Source organism: Paenibacillus sp. FSL K6-4396 (assembly GCF_038002525.1).
Classification (GTDB): domain Bacteria; phylum Bacillota; class Bacilli; order Paenibacillales; family Paenibacillaceae; genus Paenibacillus; species Paenibacillus amylolyticus_B.
Genome location: NZ_JBBOCR010000001.1, coordinates 1679501 through 1702046 on the forward strand (window position 1 = coordinate 1679501; position 22546 = coordinate 1702046).

The window sequence follows — 22546 nt, forward strand, 5'->3', positions numbered from 1 at the left end:
TTCGATATGAAATCAATCGTTTCCCCCCATTATACTACGAACAGGAGAGGATACCGAAAAATGGGACCAAACGAGCTACATTCACGTGAAAAACAACAAAAAAAAGCAGCCGTTTCGGGCTGCTTGTACATTCATTATTTCAGATCATTCAATAAATTCTTCATTTTTTTGTAGTGTCCACTGACCCGATCGACCATGTAGTTATACATGAGCTGATTCTCCGAAAGATTCGCCATTTCCTTGTCAATGTCAACGTTATTGTTGTTATTGTTCATGGCTGTTTCGTTGTTCTCGACAATTCGGTACTGTACGATGGAAGAATTGGGATCACTGATAGGAAAGTGTTTGTCATGAGTCCGCTTCATGGCGAGCTGATCTGTTTTGCCATTTTCAACGATACGTCTAAGCTCTTCCTGAAACTCTACCGTTTTCTTTTTGTAGTTGGGCGTGTCTGCATTGGCAATGTTATTGGTGATGGCATTGTGTTGTGCAGTCAGTGCTTGTAACAGTGATTCGTTACGTCTTGTCGTATTCGTTTCGATCACGGGCTCAGTCTCCTTCACTGTAGATTGATACAGTTACTTCTATAATAAGAAATAAAGTTGCACACTGTCAACATAACAAAGAAAAAGACAAGCACATGCCGGAGGTTCCCTGATAAGAAGAACCCTGCCTTCATGAAATCTTGTCTTAGACCTTGCCCTTATGGGATCAGCGTTGAACAACCTCTTTAAGAGGGACGATTAATATTTTTGCCGTAATAGATCTCGTCCATCTCCAGCTTCAGCCACTCCGTAATCTCCTGTTGTTCCTTCTTGCTGAGCTTATCTTTGGTGTACCCAAACAGATAATTGTCGAGATCAAATTCCCTCAGTTTACACTTGGTGTGAAAAATATTCTCCTGATAGACGTTCACGTCAATCATATCGAAGCTGCTCTTGATCTCGTCCGGAATATAATTCTGTATCGAGCCGATCTCATGGTCAATGAACAGCTTGCGTCCGCTCGTATCCCGCGTAAAACCACGCACCCGGTAATCCATCGTCATAATGTCCGTATCAAAGGAGTGGATCAGATAATTCAGCGCCTTAAGCGGTGAGATCTCACCGCAGGTGGAGACATCAATGTCCGCACGGAAAGTACTAATACCTTCACTAGGATGGAACTCAGGATAGGTGTGCACAGTGATATGGCTTTTATCCAGCTGCATAACGACGTTATCTGGCAGAGGGCCGGGAGATTCATCGAGTGATTCTTCAGGGATCTCTACGATTGGACCTTCGGAGACCAGCATCGTCACACTCGCACCTTGAGGCACGTAATCCTGCTGCGCAACATTCAGCACGTGGGCTCCGATGATATCGGAGACGTTGTTCAGAATTTTACTCAACCGGGCGGCGTTATACTGTTCATCAATATATTCAATGTAAGCTTCGCGTTCGTCTTTGGTTTTGGTATAACAAATATCGTACATATTAAAGCTCAATGACTTGGTCAGGTTGTTAAATCCATGCAGTTGAATGCGCTGCTCTGGCGTAATTGTCATGGTTGCAGTTCCCCTTATCCCATACGACATATCATCGCAGTTATAATACTACTTATACCCAACCTGCCTCGAAAAAAAACATATGTACGTCATTCGAAATACGATTCTCCTCTGATCACGGCTATGCATGAAAGGACTTCAGATAATCTACATTTTTTCAGAATGAAGAATCGTCAAAGTCTATAACATCGTTCATGCGCTCATCCTCAGCTACAGATTGAATATCCTCTGAAGTGACACTGATGATTGTATAGTCCTCGTTCTGCTGTTTCTTCACGGCTTTTTCCTTCACAAAACGGGGACTGCCTTCTCCAGCATCTTCGTCATAGACGAGCAGAAGACCGTCGCTTTTACGCAGCAACAGGTCATCCCGTGCAGTGAACTGCCACGGCCCGATATAAGGTTGATTGCTAATCGCACCGTAATAGTCCACACCCGAGAGGATGGAACGGTAATACTCCTGTTTGTCTTCTTTCCATTGTTCCTCCGGGTTCTGAAAGGCAGTGATGATCGACAGCTTTAGATGTGGATACGTCTTCTTCAGATCAATGACCACTTCGCAGGCCCACAGATCCACACCGTATTGTCCCGGCGTCAGCACCCATTCCAGACCATCTTCGACAAGAGGTGTGAGGCGGGAGGAGATGGCTTTTTTGATAAAAGGAATACCTTCATGCTTCTGTCCAAAAATCTGCAATTCATGTGCCCGGTAACCGGTGATCAACAGGTTTTTCAGTGTCCGTTCCTCCTTTCAGGCATGATCAATGGATCAGTGAATTTTCTATATATGCACACATTAGAGGTGCAGTTACTTCGCAGGTGGAGTTTCTGCACGGAACGGATACAGGAATGGCTTTGGAATATCCGTTTCGAATGACATTAACTTATCCGTTGTGGGATGGATAAACGAGAGTATACGTGCATGAAGTCCGAGACGGCCAAGGTCTCTTGTACGTGCACCGTATTTTCTGTCACCGGCAATCGGATGTCCGAGATCTTCCATATGCACACGAATCTGATTTTTACGCCCTGTCTCCAGACGCACTTCCAGCAGAGAGAACTCACGGTTCGACTTCAGACGTTTGTAATGTGTGATGGCATGTTGTCCATCATTCGGACGAGAGCTGGAGTACATTTTCAGCGTTTTGGTTTCCTTCAGCCAGGAAGAGATTGTGCCTTCTTCTTTGGCTACTGAACCTTCAACAAGCGCAACGTAGACGCGGTCCTGCACATTTTCCTTCCAGTTGTTTTGCAGCTTCTGCTGTACCTCTTCACTTTTGGCAAACATCATCACACCCGATGTATCCCGATCCAGACGATGGACAACAAAGATCCGGTTGAGCGGATTGGTGCGGCGTACATGCTCTGTCAGTTGGCGATAAGCCGTCAGGTCATCCGTCTTGTCAGCGGCAATGGACAATAGTCCGGCTTCCTTGCGGATCACAATGATATCATCGTCTTCATGCAAAATGTTAATACCCGTCAAGGATGGAGCAGCGACTGCACCTTCTTTTCGGATGTAGACAATCTGACCTGGCGTCAGCGCTTCATTAAACTTGGTTACGACCTTCTGATCCACGGATACCTGTCCACGACCCAGAATGGACTTCACTGCGTTCCGTCCTGATTTCAAATGCTGCAACAGGAAGTTCAACAGTTCATCCGGTTCGGTCACTTTATACTGGCGTGGTGGTTCCTGCTTGCGATAATAGGAATTGCCTGGTCGTTTGGATGCGCTGGCATTTTTGGGTTTGTTGCCTCCAGCTTTCTTGGGTGCACCCGATGATTTCGTGGCTAATGGCTTCTTATTCTCCTCCGTATTGCGTGATGCGGAAGCACCTGATGATTTTGCAGATGAGAAGTTAGACTTGCCGGACCGTACTGAAGATGAACCTGCATAAGATTTCCCCTTGGCCGAGGCCGATGTCTTGCTTGTTGGACGTTTGCGTTTATTCATGAATAGTAATCTCCTTCTGAACAGCCTGTACCGCTTGTGTGCATACGATCCGTTCATTTTCGTTATGCAGTTCAATATACCATTAACAGTCGACAAATAAAAATAGGTTCATGCAATCTGCATACATCCAATCATAAGAGTAGTGAGATTCATAGGATAGGGTATCCCATAGCATTGGAGGTGTTACTCATGGGCGTGTTTCTCGATATGAGAACTTCGATGAACTCGGCAACCGTAGGACAGCCCGGTTTGTCACTGTCAGAATCCCCGACCGCTTTTGGCACCATTGGTCTACAGACGCAGGGCGTGGTGAATCCCATTATTACGTTGAACGGGACAGTAGGTGTTACGGGAGAACTGGGAGATACCTTTGTTGTGGAGCTTGTGCGGGGTTTTTTATATGATCCTTTCTATATCATCTACCGTGCTGAAGGTACGATTGGACAGAACGGAGGTGCCGAATTTCATTCGTTCACAGCTCAGGATCTAGCTGCACCACCAGCATTGGAAAGTGTGTATACTTCGTTCATCTCGGGGGTGTCCACAGCAGTAAGAACCGGGCCGGAGATGTTATACGGTATTGCAGCCACCGGTTAGTAGTGAAAGGCGAAATATTACAAGCAAAGTGCTTCGTCATCACTTCCGTTGACGGCAGAGTTCGCTTCATACCCCAGAAACGCAAGACAATGCAGCGATAGGTCTCGACTAGCGCCAGCAAGAAACCCCCGGCTTAAGAAGTCGGGGGTTTTTGCCGTACAAGCATCTGCATGTTTCAATACAACTCACGAATCTAAAGTTTGGAACTGTCCATGATCAGTTGGCACGGCCTTTCAGAATGATGTTGTTGGCTTTGCCAAAATCGATGGCAACTTTACCTGCGAGTGCAGCTGTTCGCTCCGCAAGGATAACCGCATTGACGCCACAGGAGAAGAGCGCGACATCAAATATAGTTTGATTATTCTGAATCCAATGCAGCGTTTCATCCATTTGATCATAGCTGTCAAAGGGCAGGGCAGTCACAATGTTCAGATTATACGGCTCACGTTCGAGCATGACACGCAGTGCCTCAATCTCACGAGTAACAAGTAATACACGCTTGCCTGCAAGCATCTGCCAGAAACGCGGGTTCTGCGCCAGTTCCCGATTAACACAGGCGTGACAAGTCATCGGAGGAGAGATGCCAAAGTGTGCAAACACCATATCGGTCAGAGGTCTTTTGAGATAATCCGGCGCGTTAATGGTACTGTCACCGCGAGGAAGAACGCCGACGATATCCGCCCGTTGCAAGGAAGCAGCGACTTCATCCCGGAGCTGCGGGTTGGGAAGACGCAATCCCTTTTGTCCTAAATTGGCTTTCTTGGCCCAACGCTCCTGAAGGACCTGTTCCGTGGTCCACACGGTTTCTTGAGACATGACGATATTCTCGCCATCACCGACTCGCACAAGCGAGAGCGGACGCTGTTCACGAAGCGCCGCTTCAAGCTGCTCAAGCACACCTTCCAGTTCAAGATAGATCGAATCCATTCAGCGATTGCCCCCTTTGAAAATAGAACTGCTCTATTCTATGTTGCGACTGGAGCAACGATATGTACGTTCGACCCGCAGGGCTCCATCTTCAGGCGTATATGAATCTATTTATATGGAAAGTTAGTACATCTGTCGGTACCGCTTCTACTAACGTTTCATACGTTATAGAGTGCGGGATTCCAAAGGAGATGTTGCTTGGAAGTGATCAGATAGATAGAAGATGGTTTTCGTAGGAAGACGGCATCGAAACTATGAAAACAGTCTGCATCCGATAAACGGAACTTGCAGTGTCCATGAGGAGGAATGTTATGTCCAGGAAAGTTGTAATTGAGATTAACTTCAACAATTATGGGATGGACCCGCAGCGATTAACGCGGGAGTGGCTGGAGCGTCGGATGGGCATCTTCCGCACGTTCACATTGCATTGCCTGAAGGCACAGACGAATCAGGATTTTCTGACCGTGGTGAAGCTGTCCAAGGAATCGGGGGACTTGATGAAAGAGATTCTGGCAGGTCAAGAGCCGCTCCCTTCCAATATCCGTTTTGGAACAAATATTGAAAGTGTGCGTGCCATTTTGGCTTTTGCTGAAGGCGCAGAGGATATCTATATTGCCCGTCTGGATTCGGATGATCTGTACCATAGAACCTTTGTCCAACAACTCTACGATATTCAGTCACAGCCGCAGACGGTAGCACTGATTAATCAGAACGGTTATCTCTGGGATAGCGTGAACAACGAGATGGCACCAGCGTTTCATCGTTCTCCGCAATTCTATGTCTACCTGTATAAAACAGCGGAGTACGCATCCGGATACCGGGTCAAGCTTCCGGGCAGAGGTACACATGGCAATGTCATTGACTTGCCGCATGAACTGCTTGCTCCGCGCAATTATGTCAACATCGTACATTCGAACAATACTTCAGTGAAAAAAGTACCGCCCAAGGACCGATTAAGCCGGGATGAGATGGCACAGGTATTACGCGAATTCATGATCTGATCAGGGAGGGATTCATCCATGATTCAAGGACAAACGATTCTGATCACCGGAGGAACAGGCTCCTGGGGTCAAAAGCTGACCGAGGTGCTGCTGGAGCAGGACCCGACTGAGATTCGCCTTCTGTCACGCAATGAATACGCCCAGATTGCGATGCAGCGTGAGTTCAACCATGACCCGCGTCTGCGATTCATCATTGGAGATATCCGGGATTATCGGGCAGTGGAAGATGTATGCAGGGGCGTGGATGTGCTTTTCCATTTGGCTGCGCTGAAGCATGTTCCGGTCTGCGAGGACCAGCCGGATGAGGCGTTCAAGACCAATGTGATCGGGACGCAGAACATTATTCGGGCTGCGATCCGTATGCGGATTCCCAAAGTTATTGATGTGTCCACGGATAAGGCGGTAGATCCGATTAACGTATATGGCATGACAAAGGCTTTGGGTGAAAAAATGATGATCCGTGCCAATTGGCTGAGTGAAGGGACCCGGTTTGTCTGCATCCGCGGCGGTAATGTGCTTGGAACCAGCGGAAGTGTTGTGCCCTTGTTCCGTCGTCAGATCGATGAAGGCAAGAGCCTGACCATTACAGACAAAGGCATGACCCGCTTTTTCCTGACACGAACCGAAGCTATACATTTACTGCTTAAGGCCGCTGAGGCAGCCGTGGGCGGAGAGACGTTTGTGATGAAAATGAAAGCTTGCAAGATGACGGATCTGGCATCCGTCATGTTGGAACAGGCAGGTCGTCCATCCTTCGATTATAAGGTGACGGGAATTCGTCCGGGGGAGAAATTGCATGAAGTGCTGATCTCGCCCTTTGAAGCACCGCGCACTCGTCAATACGATGCACAGTATTATGTGATCCTGCCGGAACACCAGGACAAGGGACTGACGGAACAGTACAGCAGCCTGCCTCGTGTGAACTTCACAGAGTATCGTTCGGACAGTGCCATGATGAACAAACCAGCGATTGCCCGGTTTTTGCGTGCAGGCGGTTATATCGATTAGGGTGTGTCTCAAAACCGCTTCAACGGAGTTTTCAGACACGCCCAGCGTAGGGAGGCGGAGCATTTGGAGTTGGAAGGAATGGAAGAGAATCATCAGCATGAGCAGCATGAAGGAAATGAAGAGTTACTGCGACGTACCCTAATACAACCTATTCATGACCGCTCCTTGAAAGCTGTCGTCATCGGTCTAGGTTATGTAGGTTTACCCATGGCCATGGAGATGGCCCAGGCAGGTTATCAGGTCCACGGGATCGATATCGATACCTCCAAGGTAAACAAACTGCGTGCAGGGCACTCGTATGTCATTGGCATTGAGGATGATGTCCTGCAGTCTCTCATGAAGGCAGGTTTGTTCACGGCCAGTACTGATTATGCAGTGGTGGCAGAAGCGAATGTCATTGTAATCTGTGTGCCCACTCCGCTGACTGCCGAGCACCAACCGGACATCTCGTATATTGCGGCGGCGGTGGATGGCATGACTCCATACCTGCAGGAGGGAAGTCTTGTTATATTGGAAAGCACGACTTATCCGGGCACGACGGAAGAACGCGTGAAACAACCGATAGAAGCGGCAAGCGGCTGGCGGGCGGGAGAACAGTTCTACGTTTGCTATTCTCCCGAGCGGGTAGATCCGGGCAGTGTGCATTATGGGGTGAAAAATACGCCAAAGATCATTGGCGGATCTACTCCTGCCTGTCTGGATTATGGTAAACAGTTCTACGGCTCGTTCCTCAACGAAGTTGTTCCGGTCAGTTCAACGACGGTAGCGGAGACGGCGAAGCTGTTCGAAAATACGTTTCGCAGTGTCAACATTGCACTTGTAAATGAGCTGACTCCGGCCTGTGAACAGATGGGGGTAAACATCTGGGAGGTATTGGGTGCGGCGGCGACCAAGCCGTTTGGTTACATGCCATTCTATCCCGGTCCCGGCATCGGCGGACACTGTATCCCGATCGATCCGATCTATCTGTCCTGGGCTGCAAACCGTCAGGGATCGGAGCTGCAATTCATCCAGTTGGCGGATACAACCAATCGGCAAATGCCAGAGAGAGTGGTGAAGCGTGCCTCGGAGCTGCTGGAGCAGAATGGTGTAACTGTGCGAGGAGCACGTGTTGTACTGGCGGGTATGGCTTACAAAAAAGACATTGATGACCTGCGTGAATCGCCAGCATTGGATGTCTTCCGGCTGCTGAGCGCAGCGGGTGCAGATGTGGTTTTCACCGATCCAATGGTGCCTGTCTTCCGCAAGGATGATGGGACAGTGCTGCACGCTAGTCCGGCGGTGCCGGAATTGTGGGCATGGGCTGACTTGGTGATCATCACAACGGATCATTCGGGATTCAATTATCAGGAGATGGCAGATCATGCGAAGCTGATTTTCGATACACGTAACGCAACGGCCGACTGCCACGGGGGAAATATTGTGGTGCTGGGCCAGCCTATACGGCCTAAGGTGAAGGGAGTTCGCGAGCAACAGGAGAGTGTAGCACGGTTAGGACAAAAAGAAACGGCAGTCGAGGATACTGCAGCTCACCATGAAGTTGCCATCGGCCTCGACAAGGATCAGGGAGATGCCCATGGCAAATCATGATCGAGTGAGTGAACGCTATTACGGCGAGATTAATTCGGAAGATTCTCATGAAGCGACGAGAACGCGTATCCACTGGATGTGCCGTGAGGCCACAGGCAAACGCATTCTGGATGTCGGGTGCAGTCAGGGGATTACCTCAATTCTGCTGGCACGTGAAGGATTTCGTGTCACTGGCATTGATCTGGAGGAAGAGAGCATTAGGTATGCACAAGAAGAGCTTGCCAAAGAGTCTAGGCCAGTTCGGAACAATGCAGATTTTAGAATGCTGGATATTACGCAATGGAAAGTCAGAACGACTTTTGACACGGTACTGCTTGGAGAAGTGCTGGAACATTTTGCTCATCCAGAGACTTTACTGATCCAGATTCATCGGCTGTTGCAAGAAGAGGGGACGCTGGTTGTAACCGTACCATATGGATATCATCCGTTCTATGATCACAAGCAGACCTTCTATGCAGGAAATCTGGCGATGTGTCTAATGCCCTATTTCGAAGTCTTGAAACTGGAAGTTCATCATAAATATCTATGTTGCGTGGCCCGCAGACGGCGGAGAACACAGCTGCACATGTCGCCAACGTTAGATCAACTGATGAAGTGGATGGAGCTGGATCATGCACATTTTGCCGAGGTGGAACAACAGCATCTACGCGCAATGAAACAGCGCAAGAAGGCTCTGGACAGTGCAGTGGAGCAGGTGAAACGGCTTCGTCGTCAGGAGAGTGGGGAAGGGCAGCAGTGAAGGTAGGGACTGAGATAGAGACAGCGGCAAGGGTAAGAGGAGAGTTATAGCCACAAGAGCATCTTTTATTCCTCCCTGTTGTTTGACGACAGAGCTAGAGCTATTCTATATTCTAACGAATCTCACACGCCTTATTTTGACGAAATAGACGAGATGAGAAATGTAACGAATCTCAGCGGTGCTATTTCATCCGAAAGCTGCGATAAACGACGAGTGGGTGCCTAAAATGCGGAAATAGTGTGCGTCAGATTCGTTACATTATCCAAGTAGCTGAAATACACCATATAGCGTCACCTCAGTTCGTTAGCCAAGGCGAAGATGAAATAAATTCCGTGACCAATACCAAATACCAATACCAAATAAATTGGAATAAACATTCACACGAAACGGTGAAGGCAGAAAGAATTTCAAGAAGCGGAGCTAAAAGGGACAGGAAGGGGCTCAAAACGTGATCACCATCAGTCTGTGCATGATTGTGAAGAACGAGGAACGCACGCTGGCGCGTTGTCTGGATTCGGTTGCTGGCATCGCCGACGAGATCGTCATTGTGGATACCGGTTCATCGGATCGCACGATGGACATCGCTGCGCAGTATACCAACCAGGTCTACACGTATGAATGGAAGGAAGACTTCGCCACAGCGCGGAATGAGTCATTCGCCAAGGCCACGCAGGAGTACATCCTGTGGCTTGATGCGGATGATGTGCTGCTGCCCGCGGAACGGGCGAAGCTGGAGGTGTTGAAGCAGCAGCTTCCGTCCGGGGGGAAGACGGAAGCTGTGATCTTGAACTACACGCTGGCCGAGGGAGCGGAGGGGAGTCCACTTGTGACGGACCGACGCCTTCGCCTGGTCAAGCGGGATGCCGGGTGCCGCTGGCATGGCCGGCTGCACGAGCAGCTCAGCTTCCCGCAGGGCGAGGTCATTACGGCAGACATTGCCGTCACGCATCGCCGCGAAGCGGGACATCATTCGGCGCGAAACGTGCGCATTTTGCGCAAATGGATCGCCGAAGAGGGCGTAGCCCAAGGTCGCCTGCTGTTCTATTATGCAGGCGAATGTTATGACCGCCAGCGTTATGCGGCGGCGGCACGCGGGTACGCGAAGCTGCTGGAACAGCCAAGCGGTTACCGCGAGGACTGCCTAATTGCCTGCGCGCGGCTGGCGGAATGTTATGAACGACTGGGTGAGCCGGGCCGTAAGCTCGGCGCACTGCTGCAGTCTTTCCAGTATGATCTGCCGCATGCCGACTTCTGCTGCGCCATTGCGGCTTGTTTCCATGAACGGCATGAACCCGTCTCGGCGATCTACTGGTATATGCAGGCAGTCGATGTGAGCAGCCGCGACCCAGGTCTGCGCCCGGTGCCTATGGCTTGCCGCACCTGGCTGCCACATGCTCGTTTATCCCTTTGTTATGCCCATCTAGGCAACTGGGAGCAGGCATTGATGCATAACACCAGAGCCCGTGAGTACTTGCCAAACGATCCCGGATTGCTTGCCAATCGGCAGAAGCTCGAAGTTGTGGTACGCAAAGAGATGAAGGAGCGGGAAGAACGTGGTGAAGTGTCACCGCGTAAGTAGGGAGACGAACTGAGACAGATAATGAACAAGAGCAGCCCCGCTTAACCGAAAGAGTCGGTGAGTGGGGCTTGTTACGTTTCTCGTGCCGCGTGTATTTCTTGCCATGGTGTAATGAAGTAGCATTTGGTGAAATTTTCACAAGGCTTACACAGCGTAGAACTTTTGATGTACGTTGCAGTGAGTATTACGCGTCACAAGATGAGACCTTGAGTGCTCGGGGCCGTCATTTTAGCTGCTAAGTTGCTTTACTTTTCAGGTGCCCAGCATCGCACATACTGGTCTTTCATCCGTAAGCTTTTGCACGCCCAGCCCCATCCATCATATATTTCGTCATCGATATTGAGGGTAATGGTCTCATCCGTGTATTCATTCCAGTTTTCAATCCGGAGTGTGTTTTCATTTTCCCATTCAAGATGGTTATTTCCGTGGTGCTCGGCACGATAGATCGTTTGTACTGTGGCATCCTCAGGTACATTTGTCTTCTTCACATCGACCCAGATTGTAACGCCGCCTGCCGCACCACCATAGGGCACACCATAAATCTCGGCAGTATACTCACCATTCCTTGAAGGAATGGAATAACTCAATTCCCCCAGTTCGGAACGGTCAAATGTGGAGAAGTATGGGCGGAGCCAGAAATACAGGAATAAGGCAACGAACAGCACAAGAATCAATAATGTAAATATGGTGAAAAACGGGTGTGTACGTATCCAAGGTTTGCGAGAATCTGTATGGGATGAACTTGAATTAGCTTGAGTATTTTGATCCATAAGCATTGGACCTCCATTTGCAGCTTACAGTGAAATTTGCTTTGCAGGGATATAAATGTCCATTTCTCCGTAGTGGTCCTGAGCCAGACTGCCATCAATTCGTTCAAAGTAGTATGAGTCACTCTTCTCGTACCCTGAATGGCACTGCCAATATTCATCAATAAATGTCCAGACACTGTCCAGATGATCAATGTTGATCAGACTTGGATGGAAATCACAGACGAATTTGAATACGGCATACTGGTTGGCCGGGACCTCAATTCCGTCCAGTTCTTCAGGAATATGATCCAGACTGGTTACTTCTACAGACGGCTGATATGTACTGTAATCCTCGTTAATTTCATTGGTAAATCCGATATATACGTTGGGTTGCAGCACGTTAGGAATCGAATGAAAGTGTTTTTCAAAAAAGTCGTTGCCTGCTGAATTGGCTTCATAATGCTCTTCGTTATCTGCATACCGAATATGGGAACGCTGTCCGATGAGTTTCATGACCGGTTTTCGTACATACGTTGGTTTGAAAATATATCCATACGGAAGTATTGTGATCATGGATGAAGTCATACGAGCTGTGAATTCAAGGTCTCCAGCTCCCTGTTTGCGATATTGCAAGGGTGTGATCCCAAAGGTTTGTTTGAAAGCACGTATGTAGGATTGTTCATGTTCAAAAGCGTAATGTCCACTGATATCGATAATTTTCCAATTCAAATTCACCAATTGCTCCAGGCTGCGCGCCAATTTGCGTGAACGAATGTATTCTCCAGGCAATTGCCCACTCACATGTTTGAACATGCGATGCAGGTGGAACTTGGATATATGAGTCACGGATGCCAGATGATCCAGTGTTAATTTGTCTTGAATATGGTCTTCTATGTAGTCGAATAGCTTATCAAGTGTGTCTAGCAAATCATGTTGCATATCAATCTCCCTACTTCAAATAGTACTTACAGCAATAAATGTTCATTTTTTCCTTATCACCGATGATATCATAACCAAGTACATAATTTAATGACAAGATTGGAGAAACCATCCATGTTAGCTGACAAAAGAACGTATACAACGTTAGGCATGATAACTCGATTATGGACATTAACGGGCAAGTACCGTGTGTTCATCATTCTGTTACTATTCGCCGCATGTATGGTCTCCCTGATTGAGGTCGGTTATTTGGAATCGATCCGAAGACTAGTCAAAGGTGCTACCGAAGCACAGTTTTCGTTACTCTACTCAGGTTTGATCATAGGCGTTAGCATTGTAGTATTGCGATTGATTGTAACCGCATTCATGACGAGGGTCGAGACGTTATTCCAGCAAAAGACATTATTGTCTATGCAGTCTCTACTGTTCTCATCTCTAGGCAACACAGAGACACGCGATCTGGCACATTATCATACGGGTGACCTGACGTCTAGGGTCTGGACTTCAGCCAAGGAAGCACAGAAGGGGATCAACCAACATGGCATTGAACTCGTAAAAAATATCATTCAGCTGATTCTTGCCTTTGCTTACTTCAGTTGGGTGAACTTGCCGCTGTCGTTGGCTATCATTGCATTCACATTGATCTATCCTCTTGTAACGGTAGGACTTGGTAAACGTCTACAAAGACGACATGATCAGTTGAATGCCAGCGCAGCGTCAAGAGATGAGATACTGACTGAAATCATCCAAGCCCCAGTTGAGATCCGAAGTTACGGACTCGCGGGTTATGTACACCATCATTTTAAAGAGCGAATGGATCAGGTGTTCAAACATACGATGTCCGTATCTGTGTTACAACGACTTTCGGAAGCAGCCGGACGGGTCTCGACGTATGGTGGCATGATTCTGATTCTCTATCTAGGCGGCATGCAGGTCCTGAATGGACATATGGATGTAGGAGGACTGGCAGCTTTTCTGGTAGCAAGCAGTCAATTAACTCGTCCGATTGAATCGTTATCTGGGCTGTGGAATGATTTTATTGGTTCGGCTTCTCATGCGTCCAGAATCTTTGAGGTGTTGGATTTGGAGAAAAAGAACACGGTTGCTAATCCCAGTACAAATACATATGTACGGTCCGATACGCATTTAGGGCAGCTTGAAAACCAATCTAAACCGGCTGGCATCAACGTACAGCATGTGTCTTATAAGTATGCAGAGCAAGAAGAAGTGTTAACGGATATTACTTTTGAAGCCAAGAAAGGAAAGCTTACTGTAATCACAGGACCAAGCGGATGTGGGAAAACCACGTTATTGAAATTAATAGCCGGATTAGATACACCTGTTACTGGTTCGATTCAGGTCATGAATCAGAAGAATTCACTGAAGGATATGCACGAAGTTCAGACAGCACATGTCAATCAGGTGTATGTTCCACAACAAGCCTTTATTTTCACAGGCACAGTGGAAGAGAATATTGTTTTTGGACAAGAGGGGATATCTGCCGATCAGGTAGAGGTTGCGGCCCACATGACGCATGCACATGACGCGATTATGCGTCAATCACTTGGCTATGGGACAGAGCTTCAGCCGCAAGGCGGGACGATGTCAGGTGGTGAGCTTCAGCGTATCAGTCTAGCCAGAGCGCTGCTGAGGAATCCGGATATTCTATTGTTGGATGAACCGACGTCATCTCAAGACCCGTGGCATGAGCAACGATTGAATGATCTCCTTGCGAGAATTACTGCTGACAAAGGCACAACGGTTATTGCAGTTACTCATCGATTATCGCTGATAGAACGGGCGGACCAGGTCATCTATATTCAGAAGGGACGCGTCGAAGATACAGGGACTCATCGTGAATTGCTGGATCGTCCCAATGGATATCGGAGCTATATTGCGGAGCAGTATACGGAAGTGGAGGGGCAGCATGAGTAACAAAATTGAAGATGCAGCATATGCCGATGGTGTTGGAACGAAGAGCAGTCAAGAGAAAAGTGGAGCAAATGAGATAAATAAAAATAATGAAAATAGTGAAAATAGTGAAATAGAAGTTGATCATCAGATGAACGAAAGTCATGTTCCAGATGACCTAAAGCAAGCTGTATCACTGGCAACGGTATGGCCCGTTATTTTTCGATGGATGAAGCCTTATGGATTAGCTGTAGCGATCTTGCTCATTTTTATTGCAGCAGATGCAATCTTCGATTGGGGACTTGCCTTTGTACAGGGATTCTTCGTGGATGCCATTCATGATGGGGGACAGGAGCAGCTTAATGCTACGGCGTTGATCTTTATTGCCATTCTGGCAGGGTTTATCGTGTTGCTCGCGATGCATCGGTATGTGCTGGTATGGCTCAAGGAATCGATGCAACGGGATATGTCCATGGATCTGTTGAAACTGTTAAACCGGATGCCCTATTCCTGGGTGCGCAGACAGAAGTCCGGGGATGTGATGCTTCGCATCAAGGAAGACACCAAGCATGGTGCGGAAGTTGTGGAGGCTATTGCAGAGGGTGTTACGGTTGTATTCATCATTGCTCTATCGCTGGGATACTTGTACAGAGCAGATGCATGGGTTGCGGTTATTGCCTTGGTAAGTGCAGGGGCAATCTGGTTTACGGCGAGGTTGTATGATCAGCGGATTGTACATCTGTCCGATGAGGTCGAATCCAGGGAAGGCGAGTCCCAAGAACAGATCCAGCAGTATGTTGAAGGGATACCGGTGATTCAGATGTATGATGCTTCACCGTGGTTTCTCAATCGTTTTCGAACACAACAGCAATCACTGAATCGTGTTCAGGCCAAGTTGCAGATGACCCTGAGTATGTCGGATAACGTGGCGATGGCGGTGTTTGGTCTGGCTCAATTGGCAGCGTTGTTCCTTATTGCTCTGTCAGCGGCTAGGGGAACTCTGTCTCCGGGCATGGTTGTCGCAAGTAGTCTGTTGTTTGAATTGGTGGTGTGGCCGGTACTCGGCTTGTCCAGCCAGTGGAGTCAGATGCAAGCCAGCGTGGGTGCATTTGGACGTATCTCTGCATGGTTTAAGTTAGGGGATCACAAGAAGACAGACTCATCCAATACTAAGGACGTGAAGCTTGCACAGGGAATGTATGACCAAGATCAGGGGAGTACACCAAAAGGGGCACATGAAAAGAACGAAGTGGCTATGCTACGTCTACAACAGGTTACGGTAACCGACGAAGACAGTGGTCTAAAAATTCTGGATCAGATTACGCTTAATCTGGTTCCTGGTGAATTGGTTGCGGTAGTTGGCCCCAGCGGGGCAGGCAAATCTACATTATGCCAAGTGTGTGCAGGGCTGATCGAGCCAACAAACGGAAGCGCATTGCTGGGTGATCAACATGTTGCAGAGTATATAGAGATGGATAATGAGATGGATAAGCAGTCCAGACTGACTTATATGCCGCAGACCCCAACTTTTTTTACAGGAACGATCGAAGAAAATATTCGTCTGAGTTCAGACGTTACATTGGACAGAGTGAAGCTTGCGGCAGTGCAGGCAGGTTTGCATGAATACATTGAGGCACAGGAAGGACAATACGCAGCCATGTTGCAAGAGAAAGGCTCCAATATATCTGGAGGACAACAGCAGCGACTGTCGCTAGCCAGGCTCTTTATGAGGTCATCCGATCTGTACATTCTGGACGAACCAACGTCATCACTGGATATTCAGACAGAACAGAAGGTGATGAATCACTTGCTGAACTTTATGAAAGGCAGTATCGGGTTGCTTGTCACACATCGCATGGAGGTCGCTCGTCAGTGTTCTCGTATCCTTGTAATGGAGAAAGGCCGAATTGCCGAAGATGGGACGCATGAACAGTTGATGCAGAGGAAAGGATTGTATTATCGGATGAATGCAGAAGCAGCAGTTGTAGATGAGTGAGCTCGTACGAAATAATTAATGGACACGATTTGCTGAATTATATTTATTCTTATTTTGAATTATATTTATTCTTATTTAATGTACGAACCGTATGAGAGATCACATTTAAAAACGAGATTGGAGTTAGTTAGTTAATTCATACAGATATCGAAGTGTGCTCTGCAAAAATTCGCACCCGACATGGTATAATAGAAAGAAACGGAGTTGATGATCAGATGCCTGATTTACTCGATCCTCGGAACGATTTTGTTTTCAAGCGTATTTTTGGCAGTGAGGAAAATAAAGATGTCCTGCTGGTGTTCTTGAACCGAACGTTTGCAGAATCGGGGGAACAGCCGCTGACGGAGATTGTACTCCTTAATCCGTATACTGATAAAGATGCTCCGCTTGATAAACAGTCCATATTTGATATTTGGGCGAAAACAGCTGAAGGTAAATTGATTAATATAGAGATGCAGTTATTTAATAAATACGATATTGAAAAGCGGACCCTATACTATTGGAGCAAGCGTTATTCCAGTCAGTTGCAGGAAGGTCAAACGTACAAGGAACTGAAAAAGTGTGTGACCATTAATATTTTAAATTACTCGTTTATCGCGAACGAGCGTTATCATAATGTGTTTCATCTGAGGGAAGACCACACCGGACTTGAGCTGAGTGATGATCTTGAAGTGCATTTCATGGAGCTGTCCAAGCTGGACGATCGATCCGTTCCGATGGAAGGTGGGTTGATCAACTGGCTTTTGTTTCTGAAAGGTGCGGATAAATCCAATTGGGAGGTGTTGCAAATGAATGAACCTACTTTGAAGAAAGCAATGGATACGCTGGAGTTCTTGAGTCAGGATCGGGAGGCGCGTCGTTTGTATGAAGAACGGCAGAAGTATTTGCATGATGAAGCTTCCATGATTGAGTGGGCTACGGAAAAGGGGATAGCTCAAGGATTAGAAAAGGGATTAGAAAAGGGATTAGTAGAAGGGGAAAAAAGGAAGGCGATTGAAATTGCAAAAAACATGCTCTCATTTGGGATTGAAGTTTCAGTTATTGCCAAAACAAGTGGTCTAATTGAGTCTGAAGTTGAGGCGCTAAAAGATTAGCAAACGCACTTTAAACAAACAATCGTCTTGTCCCCAAAAAGGCATGCGATTGTTTTTTGATTTTACTAGAATGTTCAATCACATCTTAATTTCCTTGTAATCTTTCCTATGACTCAGGTTATACCACTATTACACATTTGCAAAAGATTGTTTTACAGTAAAACGCGGTTGCTCATTCGGGGCTGGGCCGTTAAACTAAAGGGAGCGGCGTTTGCTTGACGGACAAGTCATGAGAACGCCATTTTGTTGTCAAGGATACGGCATATGAGCCGCTTTCGGATGTCAGAATCGGATCGGACCAAGCTGGTGGAAGAACACCGGTGATAAGTAAGGAGTCTTTACATGAGTGTGCAAACACCAACTATTGAAGAAGCGCAGGGTCTCCTGCAAAAATATTATGGCTACCCCGACTTTCGTGAGGGACAGAAAAAGATTGTAGCCAGCCTGCTCGAACGTGAAGATACGCTCGGAATTATGCCAACCGGGGGCGGTAAGTCGATCTGTTATCAGATCCCCGCCCTGTTATATTCGGGTCTGACGCTTGTTGTCTCCCCGTTGATCTCATTGATGAAGGACCAGGTCGATGCGTTGACGACCGCCGGAATTGCTGCCGCGTATATTAACAGTACACTTAGCGGCAAAGAAGTGAATGATCGCATCCGCGCGGCGCAGCGCGGTGAGCTGAAGTTGCTCTATGTCGCACCTGAGCGACTGGAGCTGGATTGGTTCCGCGAGGAGATGGGCTATTTGCCGATCTCGTGCGTTGCTGTGGATGAGGCTCACTGTGTGTCACAGTGGGGACATGATTTTCGGACAAGCTACCTGGCGGTAGCGCCGTTTGTGGACAGTTTGCCGGAGCGGCCGGTGGTTGCGGCCTTTACGGCTACAGCCACGCCCGAGGTCATGGGCGATATTCTGCGGCTGCTGCGTTTGCAGGACCCGCAGACGTATGTGACCGGACTTGGGCGTGATAATCTGGCGTTTAGCGTGCTGCGCGGCGAGAGCAAAAAGGATTTTGTTCTGAATTATGCGCGCGAGCATGCCAGCGAGCCTGGGATTGTATATGCCGCGACCCGTAAGGACGTGGACGATCTGCATCAGCGTTTGTTGCAGGCGGGATTGCCCGCAGGACGCTACCATGCCGGGATGACGGACGATGAACGGTCCCAGAGCCAGGAAGCTTTTTTGTACGATGATATCCGAGTGATGGTGGCGACCAATGCGTTCGGAATGGGGATTGATAAATCGAACGTGCGATACGTTATTCATAACAGCATGCCGAAGAACATGGAGGCATACGTGCAGGAAGCTGGACGTGCGGGTCGGGACGGTGAGCCAAGCCAGTGTATTCTGTTATTCGGGGCACAGGACATTATCACCCAGAAGTTCCTGATTGAGCAGAATCCGATGGACGGCGACCGCAAACAGAACGATTACCGGAAGCTGCAACAGATGGTGGATTACTGTTACACGACGCGCTGTCTGCGAAGTGCACAGCTGGACTATTTCGGTGAGGTGCATGACGATACACCTTGCGGTATTTGCAGTTCCTGTACGGACGACCGCGAGCTGGTAGACATGACGATTGATGCACAGAAAATATTCAGTTGCATTCACCGCATGCGTGAACGGTATGGTGTATCGCTGGTCGCTTCGGTGCTCAAAGGCTCCCGTGCCAAAAAGGTACTTGATTACGGCTTCAACTCTCTGCCAACGTACGGCGTGATGGGCAATCGGACAGAACGTGAAATATCGGAGATCATCAACGTGATGGTATCGGAAGGATATCTGATGCTGTCCGAGGGGCAGTATCCGGTTGTACGTTTGCAGCCACTAGCGGTGGAAGTGCTCAAAGGTCAGCGTGAAGTAATGCAGCGTGTGGTCCGCAAGACAGCGGCAACGGCTTCGGGTACAAACTATGGCGGACGTCGTGGTCGCGATGCGATGCCATCTGCGGTTAATGAGACGGTATTTGAGCAGTTGCGTCTGATCCGGAGAGATCTGGCGGCGAAAGAGCATGTACCATCGTACATTATCTTCAATGATGCGACCCTGCGTGAGATGAGTGTGGTATGTCCACAGACAGAACGTGACATGCTGGATATCAAAGGGGTCGGTGAGGTCAAGTATCGCAAGTACGGACTGCCGTTCCTGGAGTTTTTCCAGAAGCAATCGGGCGAAGAAGTCGATACAGATGATGATGCGTTTTACGAGTATGAGTAAGTGTGAAATGAGTATGAATTGTTAATTTTTACTTTCGAATCTTTGAAGTTGGTTGTTTTGTCTCTGTAGAGTGGACAAAGGGTGGCGAATTGTCTTTCAAAGGCTGGACATTGGCGTTAGGAATGGCTGACCTTATCGTATACAACATGTAGTTTTATTATTTGTTTTCATACTGTATGTTGTGGTTTTGGTTTGGAGAGGTGTATATGTCTTTTTGAAAAGAGTGTCCACTCTTTGAAAGACAAAAGTAGGATATGTCCATGAGACGTGGAATGGCTAGTTCAAAAGAGGTTTAGATGAACAGCATCCGGGGTAGGATGGCTGTGGAGCTTTACTTTTCCCAAAAAATATATGGTCTGGGTGTCCAGGCAAAGGTTGTGAACCATGAAGGTTATTCTTTCTACATTAAATGCAAAGTACATCCATACCTCCTTGGCCTTGCGGTGTCTGAAGGCGTACAGTGAGAAGGATTTTGATATTGACCTGGCGGAGTATACGATCAAAGATCCAGTCATGAATATTGTGTCTGATCTGTACCAGCGCGGGGCGGACGTGATTGGTTTCTCATGTTACATCTGGAACATCGAAGAGACGATTAAGGTCATTGATAATCTAAAGAAGGTTATGCCTGACGTGAAAATTTTGCTGGGCGGGCCGGAAGTGTCCTACGACACGGAATATTGGATGAACCGGATTCCCAATGTCGATTTCATCGTGATGGGTGAAGGGGAAGAGACGCTGCACCAACTGTTGATGGAGCTGGAAGGAAGCAAAAAGTTCCACTTTGTCTATGGACTGGCGTATCGCAAAGGGGAAGAGGTCATTCTCATGCCAGGACGGCCAAAGGCGGATTTGAACGATCTGCCGTCACCGCACCGATTTGAAGAGGATATTCCCGACCTCGGGAAGCGTGTGGTTTATTTTGAGACCAGCCGGGGCTGTCCATTCAGTTGTCAGTTCTGTCTGTCCAGTATTGAGGTAGGCGTGCGGTATTACGATATTGAGCGGACGAAGTCTGACATTTTGTACCTGATCGAGAAGGGTGCGAAGCTGATCAAGTTTGTGGACCGGACGTTTAACATCAAGCGAGATTATGCGCTCGAAATGTTCAAATTCCTGATTGAGAATCATCAGGGGACGGTGTTCCAGTTTGAAATTACGGCGGACATTATGCGTCCCGAGGTACTGGATTATCTGGCAGAGAATGCGCCGCCAGGCACATTCCGGTTCGAGATCGGGGTTCAATCCACGAATGATCCGACAAATGAACTGGTGAAACGTCGCCAGAACTTTACGAAGCTAAGCCGCACGGTAAACAAAGTTAAAGCCAGCGGCAAAATCGACCAGCATCTGGATCTCATCGCCGGACTGCCGGAGGAAGATTACAATACGTTCCGCAAAACGTTTAACGATGTGTTTGCCTTGGGGCCGGAAGAGCTTCAGCTCGGATTCCTTAAAATGTTGCGTGGTACGGGTCTGCGTCTGGATGCGGAAAAATACAACTATACGTATATGGATCACGCGCCGTATGAGATTTTGGGTAGTGACGTGCTGCCGTTCAGCGACATTGTGCGCTTGAAGCGGCTGGAAGATGTGCTGGAGAAATACTGGAACGCACACCGGATGGATCATACGCTGAAATATCTGATGGAGCAGGAGTTCAACTCGCCGTTTGATTTCTTCCAGGCGTTCGGGGATTACTGGGAGGGTCAGGGTTGGCAGAAGATCGGTCACCAACTGGAGGATTTGTTTACTCGTCTGCACAGCTTCCTGGAGTCGCGGAATACGCCGCATATGGAGATTGTGCTTGGCCTGATGAAGCTGGACTATTTCCTCGGCCACAAGTACAAACCACGCAAAATCTGGTGGGCAGATCCGCTCCAGAAAGATCAGTGGGCGGGTTATATGAAAACGTTGGCTGAACGTCCGGAAGACGTTCGTCTGCCACGTGTTGCCGGTGCCGCTGGCACGGCATGGCTGGAAAGCAGCGGCACGGGTCCGAGTGCCGCTGTGGGAAGTTCGGCTGCTGCCGGGGGTGAAGCGTCGCTCACTTCGGGCGACGCAACAGGGTCCGCCGCGGATGGAGCGGCGGACGGGGAAGACGGCAACGCTTCGCGTGCGTTGCCGATGACCTCGGCCATGACCGCACAGACGGTCATGGGTGCCCGTGCTTTCGCCGACCTTGGTCTCGGCGAAAAGGAACTGCAGAAGCACACCGTATTGGATGTGCTTCCGTTCCGGCTTGAGCGTGTGCTAGCTGGCGCCAGCCCGCTTGCCGCGAAAGGCCGGACGCTGCTGGTCGTAGTGTACCAGCAGCATGAAGGGCAGCAGGCGCAGTATTACACGCTGCCGCTGGGAGAAGAAGCCGCTGCCATGTAGGTGCGGCGGCCTTCCACAAGCTGCATGGCCAACTGGCATGATGCAGAAGGGAGAGGTGCCACGGCTTTGGGGTCGTGGCACTTTATTGGCAGGCATCACGGGTGATGCCTGCATTGATGAGCACCGCGTCAATGAACGTGGTGCATCCTCATAAGGTGCTTGCACCCATCGGGCGCAGCACCTCACCCTTACGCGGCTTGCCGTTGCATAAGCCGCGCTCCCGCTTTACCTTTTCAACATCATATTTCCGAAACCATCGGAAGGTCATCTGATTCCCAAACGGGATGAAGAATGATCTTCTTTTTTTGTTT

Annotated in this window: 18 protein-coding genes; 11 read left to right on the top strand and 7 right to left on the bottom strand. The window is 48.5% G+C overall.

Annotation, left to right across the window (positions count from 1 at the left end; translation table 11 throughout):
• Window positions 1-134: 134 nt before the first annotated feature.
• From flgB to MHB85_RS07485, 4 genes are all read right to left on the bottom strand, one after another.
• On the bottom strand, window positions 135-545 hold the full coding sequence (flgB, locus tag MHB85_RS07470; RefSeq protein WP_036610664.1) for a flagellar basal body rod protein FlgB: 411 nt from the start codon (window positions 543-545) through the stop codon (window positions 135-137).
• A gap of 185 nt (window positions 546-730) precedes the next feature.
• Window positions 731-1546 carry an adenosylmethionine decarboxylase gene (speD, locus tag MHB85_RS07475; RefSeq protein ID WP_036610662.1) on the bottom strand — a complete coding sequence of 272 codons (816 nt, stop codon included), beginning with the start codon at window positions 1544-1546 and terminating at the stop codon, window positions 731-733.
• A gap of 157 nt (window positions 1547-1703) precedes the next feature.
• Entirely contained in the window at window positions 1704-2282 is a 579-nt protein-coding gene (locus tag MHB85_RS07480; protein WP_036669296.1) for a DUF1273 domain-containing protein, read from the bottom strand.
• A gap of 72 nt (window positions 2283-2354) precedes the next feature.
• Window positions 2355-3503 (bottom strand): RluA family pseudouridine synthase, encoded by a 1149-nt coding sequence (locus tag MHB85_RS07485; RefSeq protein WP_341072721.1) that lies wholly within the window; start codon window positions 3501-3503, stop codon window positions 2355-2357.
• 189 nt (window positions 3504-3692) lie between these two features.
• Here MHB85_RS07485 and MHB85_RS07490 point away from each other — a divergent pair, with 189 nt between their 5' ends.
• Window positions 3693-4100: a hypothetical protein gene (locus MHB85_RS07490; protein ID WP_091015180.1), complete on the top strand. Its 408-nt coding sequence runs from the start codon at window positions 3693-3695 to the stop codon at window positions 4098-4100.
• 216 nt (window positions 4101-4316) lie between these two features.
• Here MHB85_RS07490 and MHB85_RS07495 read toward each other — a convergent pair whose 3' ends face one another.
• Window positions 4317-5027, bottom strand: a complete 711-nt coding sequence (locus MHB85_RS07495; RefSeq protein WP_341072723.1) for a GT-D fold domain-containing glycosyltransferase — start codon at window positions 5025-5027, stop codon at window positions 4317-4319.
• Between the two features lie 311 nt (window positions 5028-5338).
• Between MHB85_RS07495 and MHB85_RS07500 the strand changes: the two genes are divergently transcribed.
• The 5 genes from MHB85_RS07500 (at window position 5339) to MHB85_RS07520 (ending at window position 10944) form a co-directional block, all read left to right on the top strand.
• Complete coding sequence (locus MHB85_RS07500; RefSeq protein WP_341072725.1) at window positions 5339-6028, top strand: glycosyltransferase; 690 nt, start codon at window positions 5339-5341, stop codon at window positions 6026-6028.
• A gap of 18 nt (window positions 6029-6046) precedes the next feature.
• Entirely contained in the window at window positions 6047-7036 is a 990-nt protein-coding gene (locus tag MHB85_RS07505; protein WP_341072726.1) for a polysaccharide biosynthesis protein, read from the top strand.
• Between the two features lie 63 nt (window positions 7037-7099).
• Window positions 7100-8626, top strand: coding sequence for a nucleotide sugar dehydrogenase (locus MHB85_RS07510; RefSeq protein ID WP_341072728.1), 1527 nt, complete (start codon window positions 7100-7102; stop codon window positions 8624-8626).
• Window positions 8613-9365, top strand: coding sequence for a class I SAM-dependent methyltransferase (locus MHB85_RS07515; RefSeq protein ID WP_341072730.1), 753 nt, complete (start codon window positions 8613-8615; stop codon window positions 9363-9365). The genes MHB85_RS07510 and MHB85_RS07515 overlap by 14 nt, the downstream gene beginning before the upstream one ends.
• Window positions 9366-9813: 448 nt before the next feature.
• On the top strand, window positions 9814-10944 hold the full coding sequence (locus MHB85_RS07520; RefSeq protein WP_341072731.1) for a glycosyltransferase family 2 protein: 1131 nt from the start codon (window positions 9814-9816) through the stop codon (window positions 10942-10944).
• A gap of 245 nt (window positions 10945-11189) precedes the next feature.
• On the opposite strand, the gene MHB85_RS07525 is transcribed toward MHB85_RS07520, so the two are convergent.
• Window positions 11190-11714: a DUF5412 family protein gene (locus MHB85_RS07525; protein WP_091015171.1), complete on the bottom strand. Its 525-nt coding sequence runs from the start codon at window positions 11712-11714 to the stop codon at window positions 11190-11192.
• Window positions 11715-11738: 24 nt separating this feature from the next.
• A complete protein-coding gene (locus MHB85_RS07530) occupies window positions 11739-12632 on the bottom strand; it encodes an AraC family transcriptional regulator (RefSeq protein ID WP_091015170.1) in 894 nt (297 codons plus the stop codon).
• Window positions 12633-12746: 114 nt separating this feature from the next.
• On the opposite strand from MHB85_RS07530, the gene MHB85_RS07535 reads away from it, so the two are divergent.
• From MHB85_RS07535 to MHB85_RS07555, 5 genes are all read left to right on the top strand, one after another.
• A complete protein-coding gene (locus MHB85_RS07535) occupies window positions 12747-14567 on the top strand; it encodes an ABC transporter ATP-binding protein (RefSeq protein WP_341072733.1) in 1821 nt (606 codons plus the stop codon).
• The gene (locus MHB85_RS07540; protein WP_341072734.1) at window positions 14560-16539 is read left to right on the top strand and encodes an ABC transporter ATP-binding protein; all 1980 of its coding nucleotides are present in this window, start codon (window positions 14560-14562) and stop codon (window positions 16537-16539) included. Before MHB85_RS07535 ends, MHB85_RS07540 begins: the two co-directional genes overlap by 8 nt.
• Before the next feature lie 215 nt (window positions 16540-16754).
• On the top strand, window positions 16755-17633 hold the full coding sequence (locus MHB85_RS07545) for an Rpn family recombination-promoting nuclease/putative transposase (RefSeq protein WP_341072735.1): 879 nt from the start codon (window positions 16755-16757) through the stop codon (window positions 17631-17633).
• A gap of 342 nt (window positions 17634-17975) precedes the next feature.
• Complete coding sequence (recQ, locus tag MHB85_RS07550; RefSeq protein ID WP_091015165.1) at window positions 17976-19856, top strand: DNA helicase RecQ; 1881 nt, start codon at window positions 17976-17978, stop codon at window positions 19854-19856.
• Between the two features lie 384 nt (window positions 19857-20240).
• Window positions 20241-22235: a B12-binding domain-containing radical SAM protein gene (locus MHB85_RS07555; RefSeq protein ID WP_341072736.1), complete on the top strand. Its 1995-nt coding sequence runs from the start codon at window positions 20241-20243 to the stop codon at window positions 22233-22235.
• Window positions 22236-22546 lie beyond the last annotated feature (311 nt).

Coding starts and splice junctions, on each gene's coding strand:
- speD (WP_036610662.1), bottom strand. CDS start 1,546: ATGACAATTACGCCAGAGCAGCGCATTCAACTGCATGGATTTAACAAC.
- MHB85_RS07485 (WP_341072721.1), bottom strand. CDS start 3,503: ATGAATAAACGCAAACGTCCAACAAGCAAGACATCGGCCTCGGCCAAG.
- MHB85_RS07490 (WP_091015180.1), top strand. CDS start 3,693: ATGGGCGTGTTTCTCGATATGAGAACTTCGATGAACTCGGCAACCGTA.
- MHB85_RS07495 (WP_341072723.1), bottom strand. CDS start 5,027: ATGGATTCGATCTATCTTGAACTGGAAGGTGTGCTTGAGCAGCTTGAA.
- MHB85_RS07500 (WP_341072725.1), top strand. CDS start 5,339: ATGTCCAGGAAAGTTGTAATTGAGATTAACTTCAACAATTATGGGATG.
- MHB85_RS07505 (WP_341072726.1), top strand. CDS start 6,047: ATGATTCAAGGACAAACGATTCTGATCACCGGAGGAACAGGCTCCTGG.
- MHB85_RS07515 (WP_341072730.1), top strand. CDS start 8,613: ATGGCAAATCATGATCGAGTGAGTGAACGCTATTACGGCGAGATTAAT.
- MHB85_RS07525 (WP_091015171.1), bottom strand. CDS start 11,714: ATGGATCAAAATACTCAAGCTAATTCAAGTTCATCCCATACAGATTCT.
- MHB85_RS07530 (WP_091015170.1), bottom strand. CDS start 12,632: ATGCAACATGATTTGCTAGACACACTTGATAAGCTATTCGACTACATA.
- MHB85_RS07535 (WP_341072733.1), top strand. CDS start 12,747: ATGTTAGCTGACAAAAGAACGTATACAACGTTAGGCATGATAACTCGA.
- MHB85_RS07540 (WP_341072734.1), top strand. CDS start 14,560: ATGAGTAACAAAATTGAAGATGCAGCATATGCCGATGGTGTTGGAACG.
- MHB85_RS07545 (WP_341072735.1), top strand. CDS start 16,755: ATGCCTGATTTACTCGATCCTCGGAACGATTTTGTTTTCAAGCGTATT.
- recQ (WP_091015165.1), top strand. CDS start 17,976: ATGAGTGTGCAAACACCAACTATTGAAGAAGCGCAGGGTCTCCTGCAA.
- MHB85_RS07555 (WP_341072736.1), top strand. CDS start 20,241: ATGAAGGTTATTCTTTCTACATTAAATGCAAAGTACATCCATACCTCC.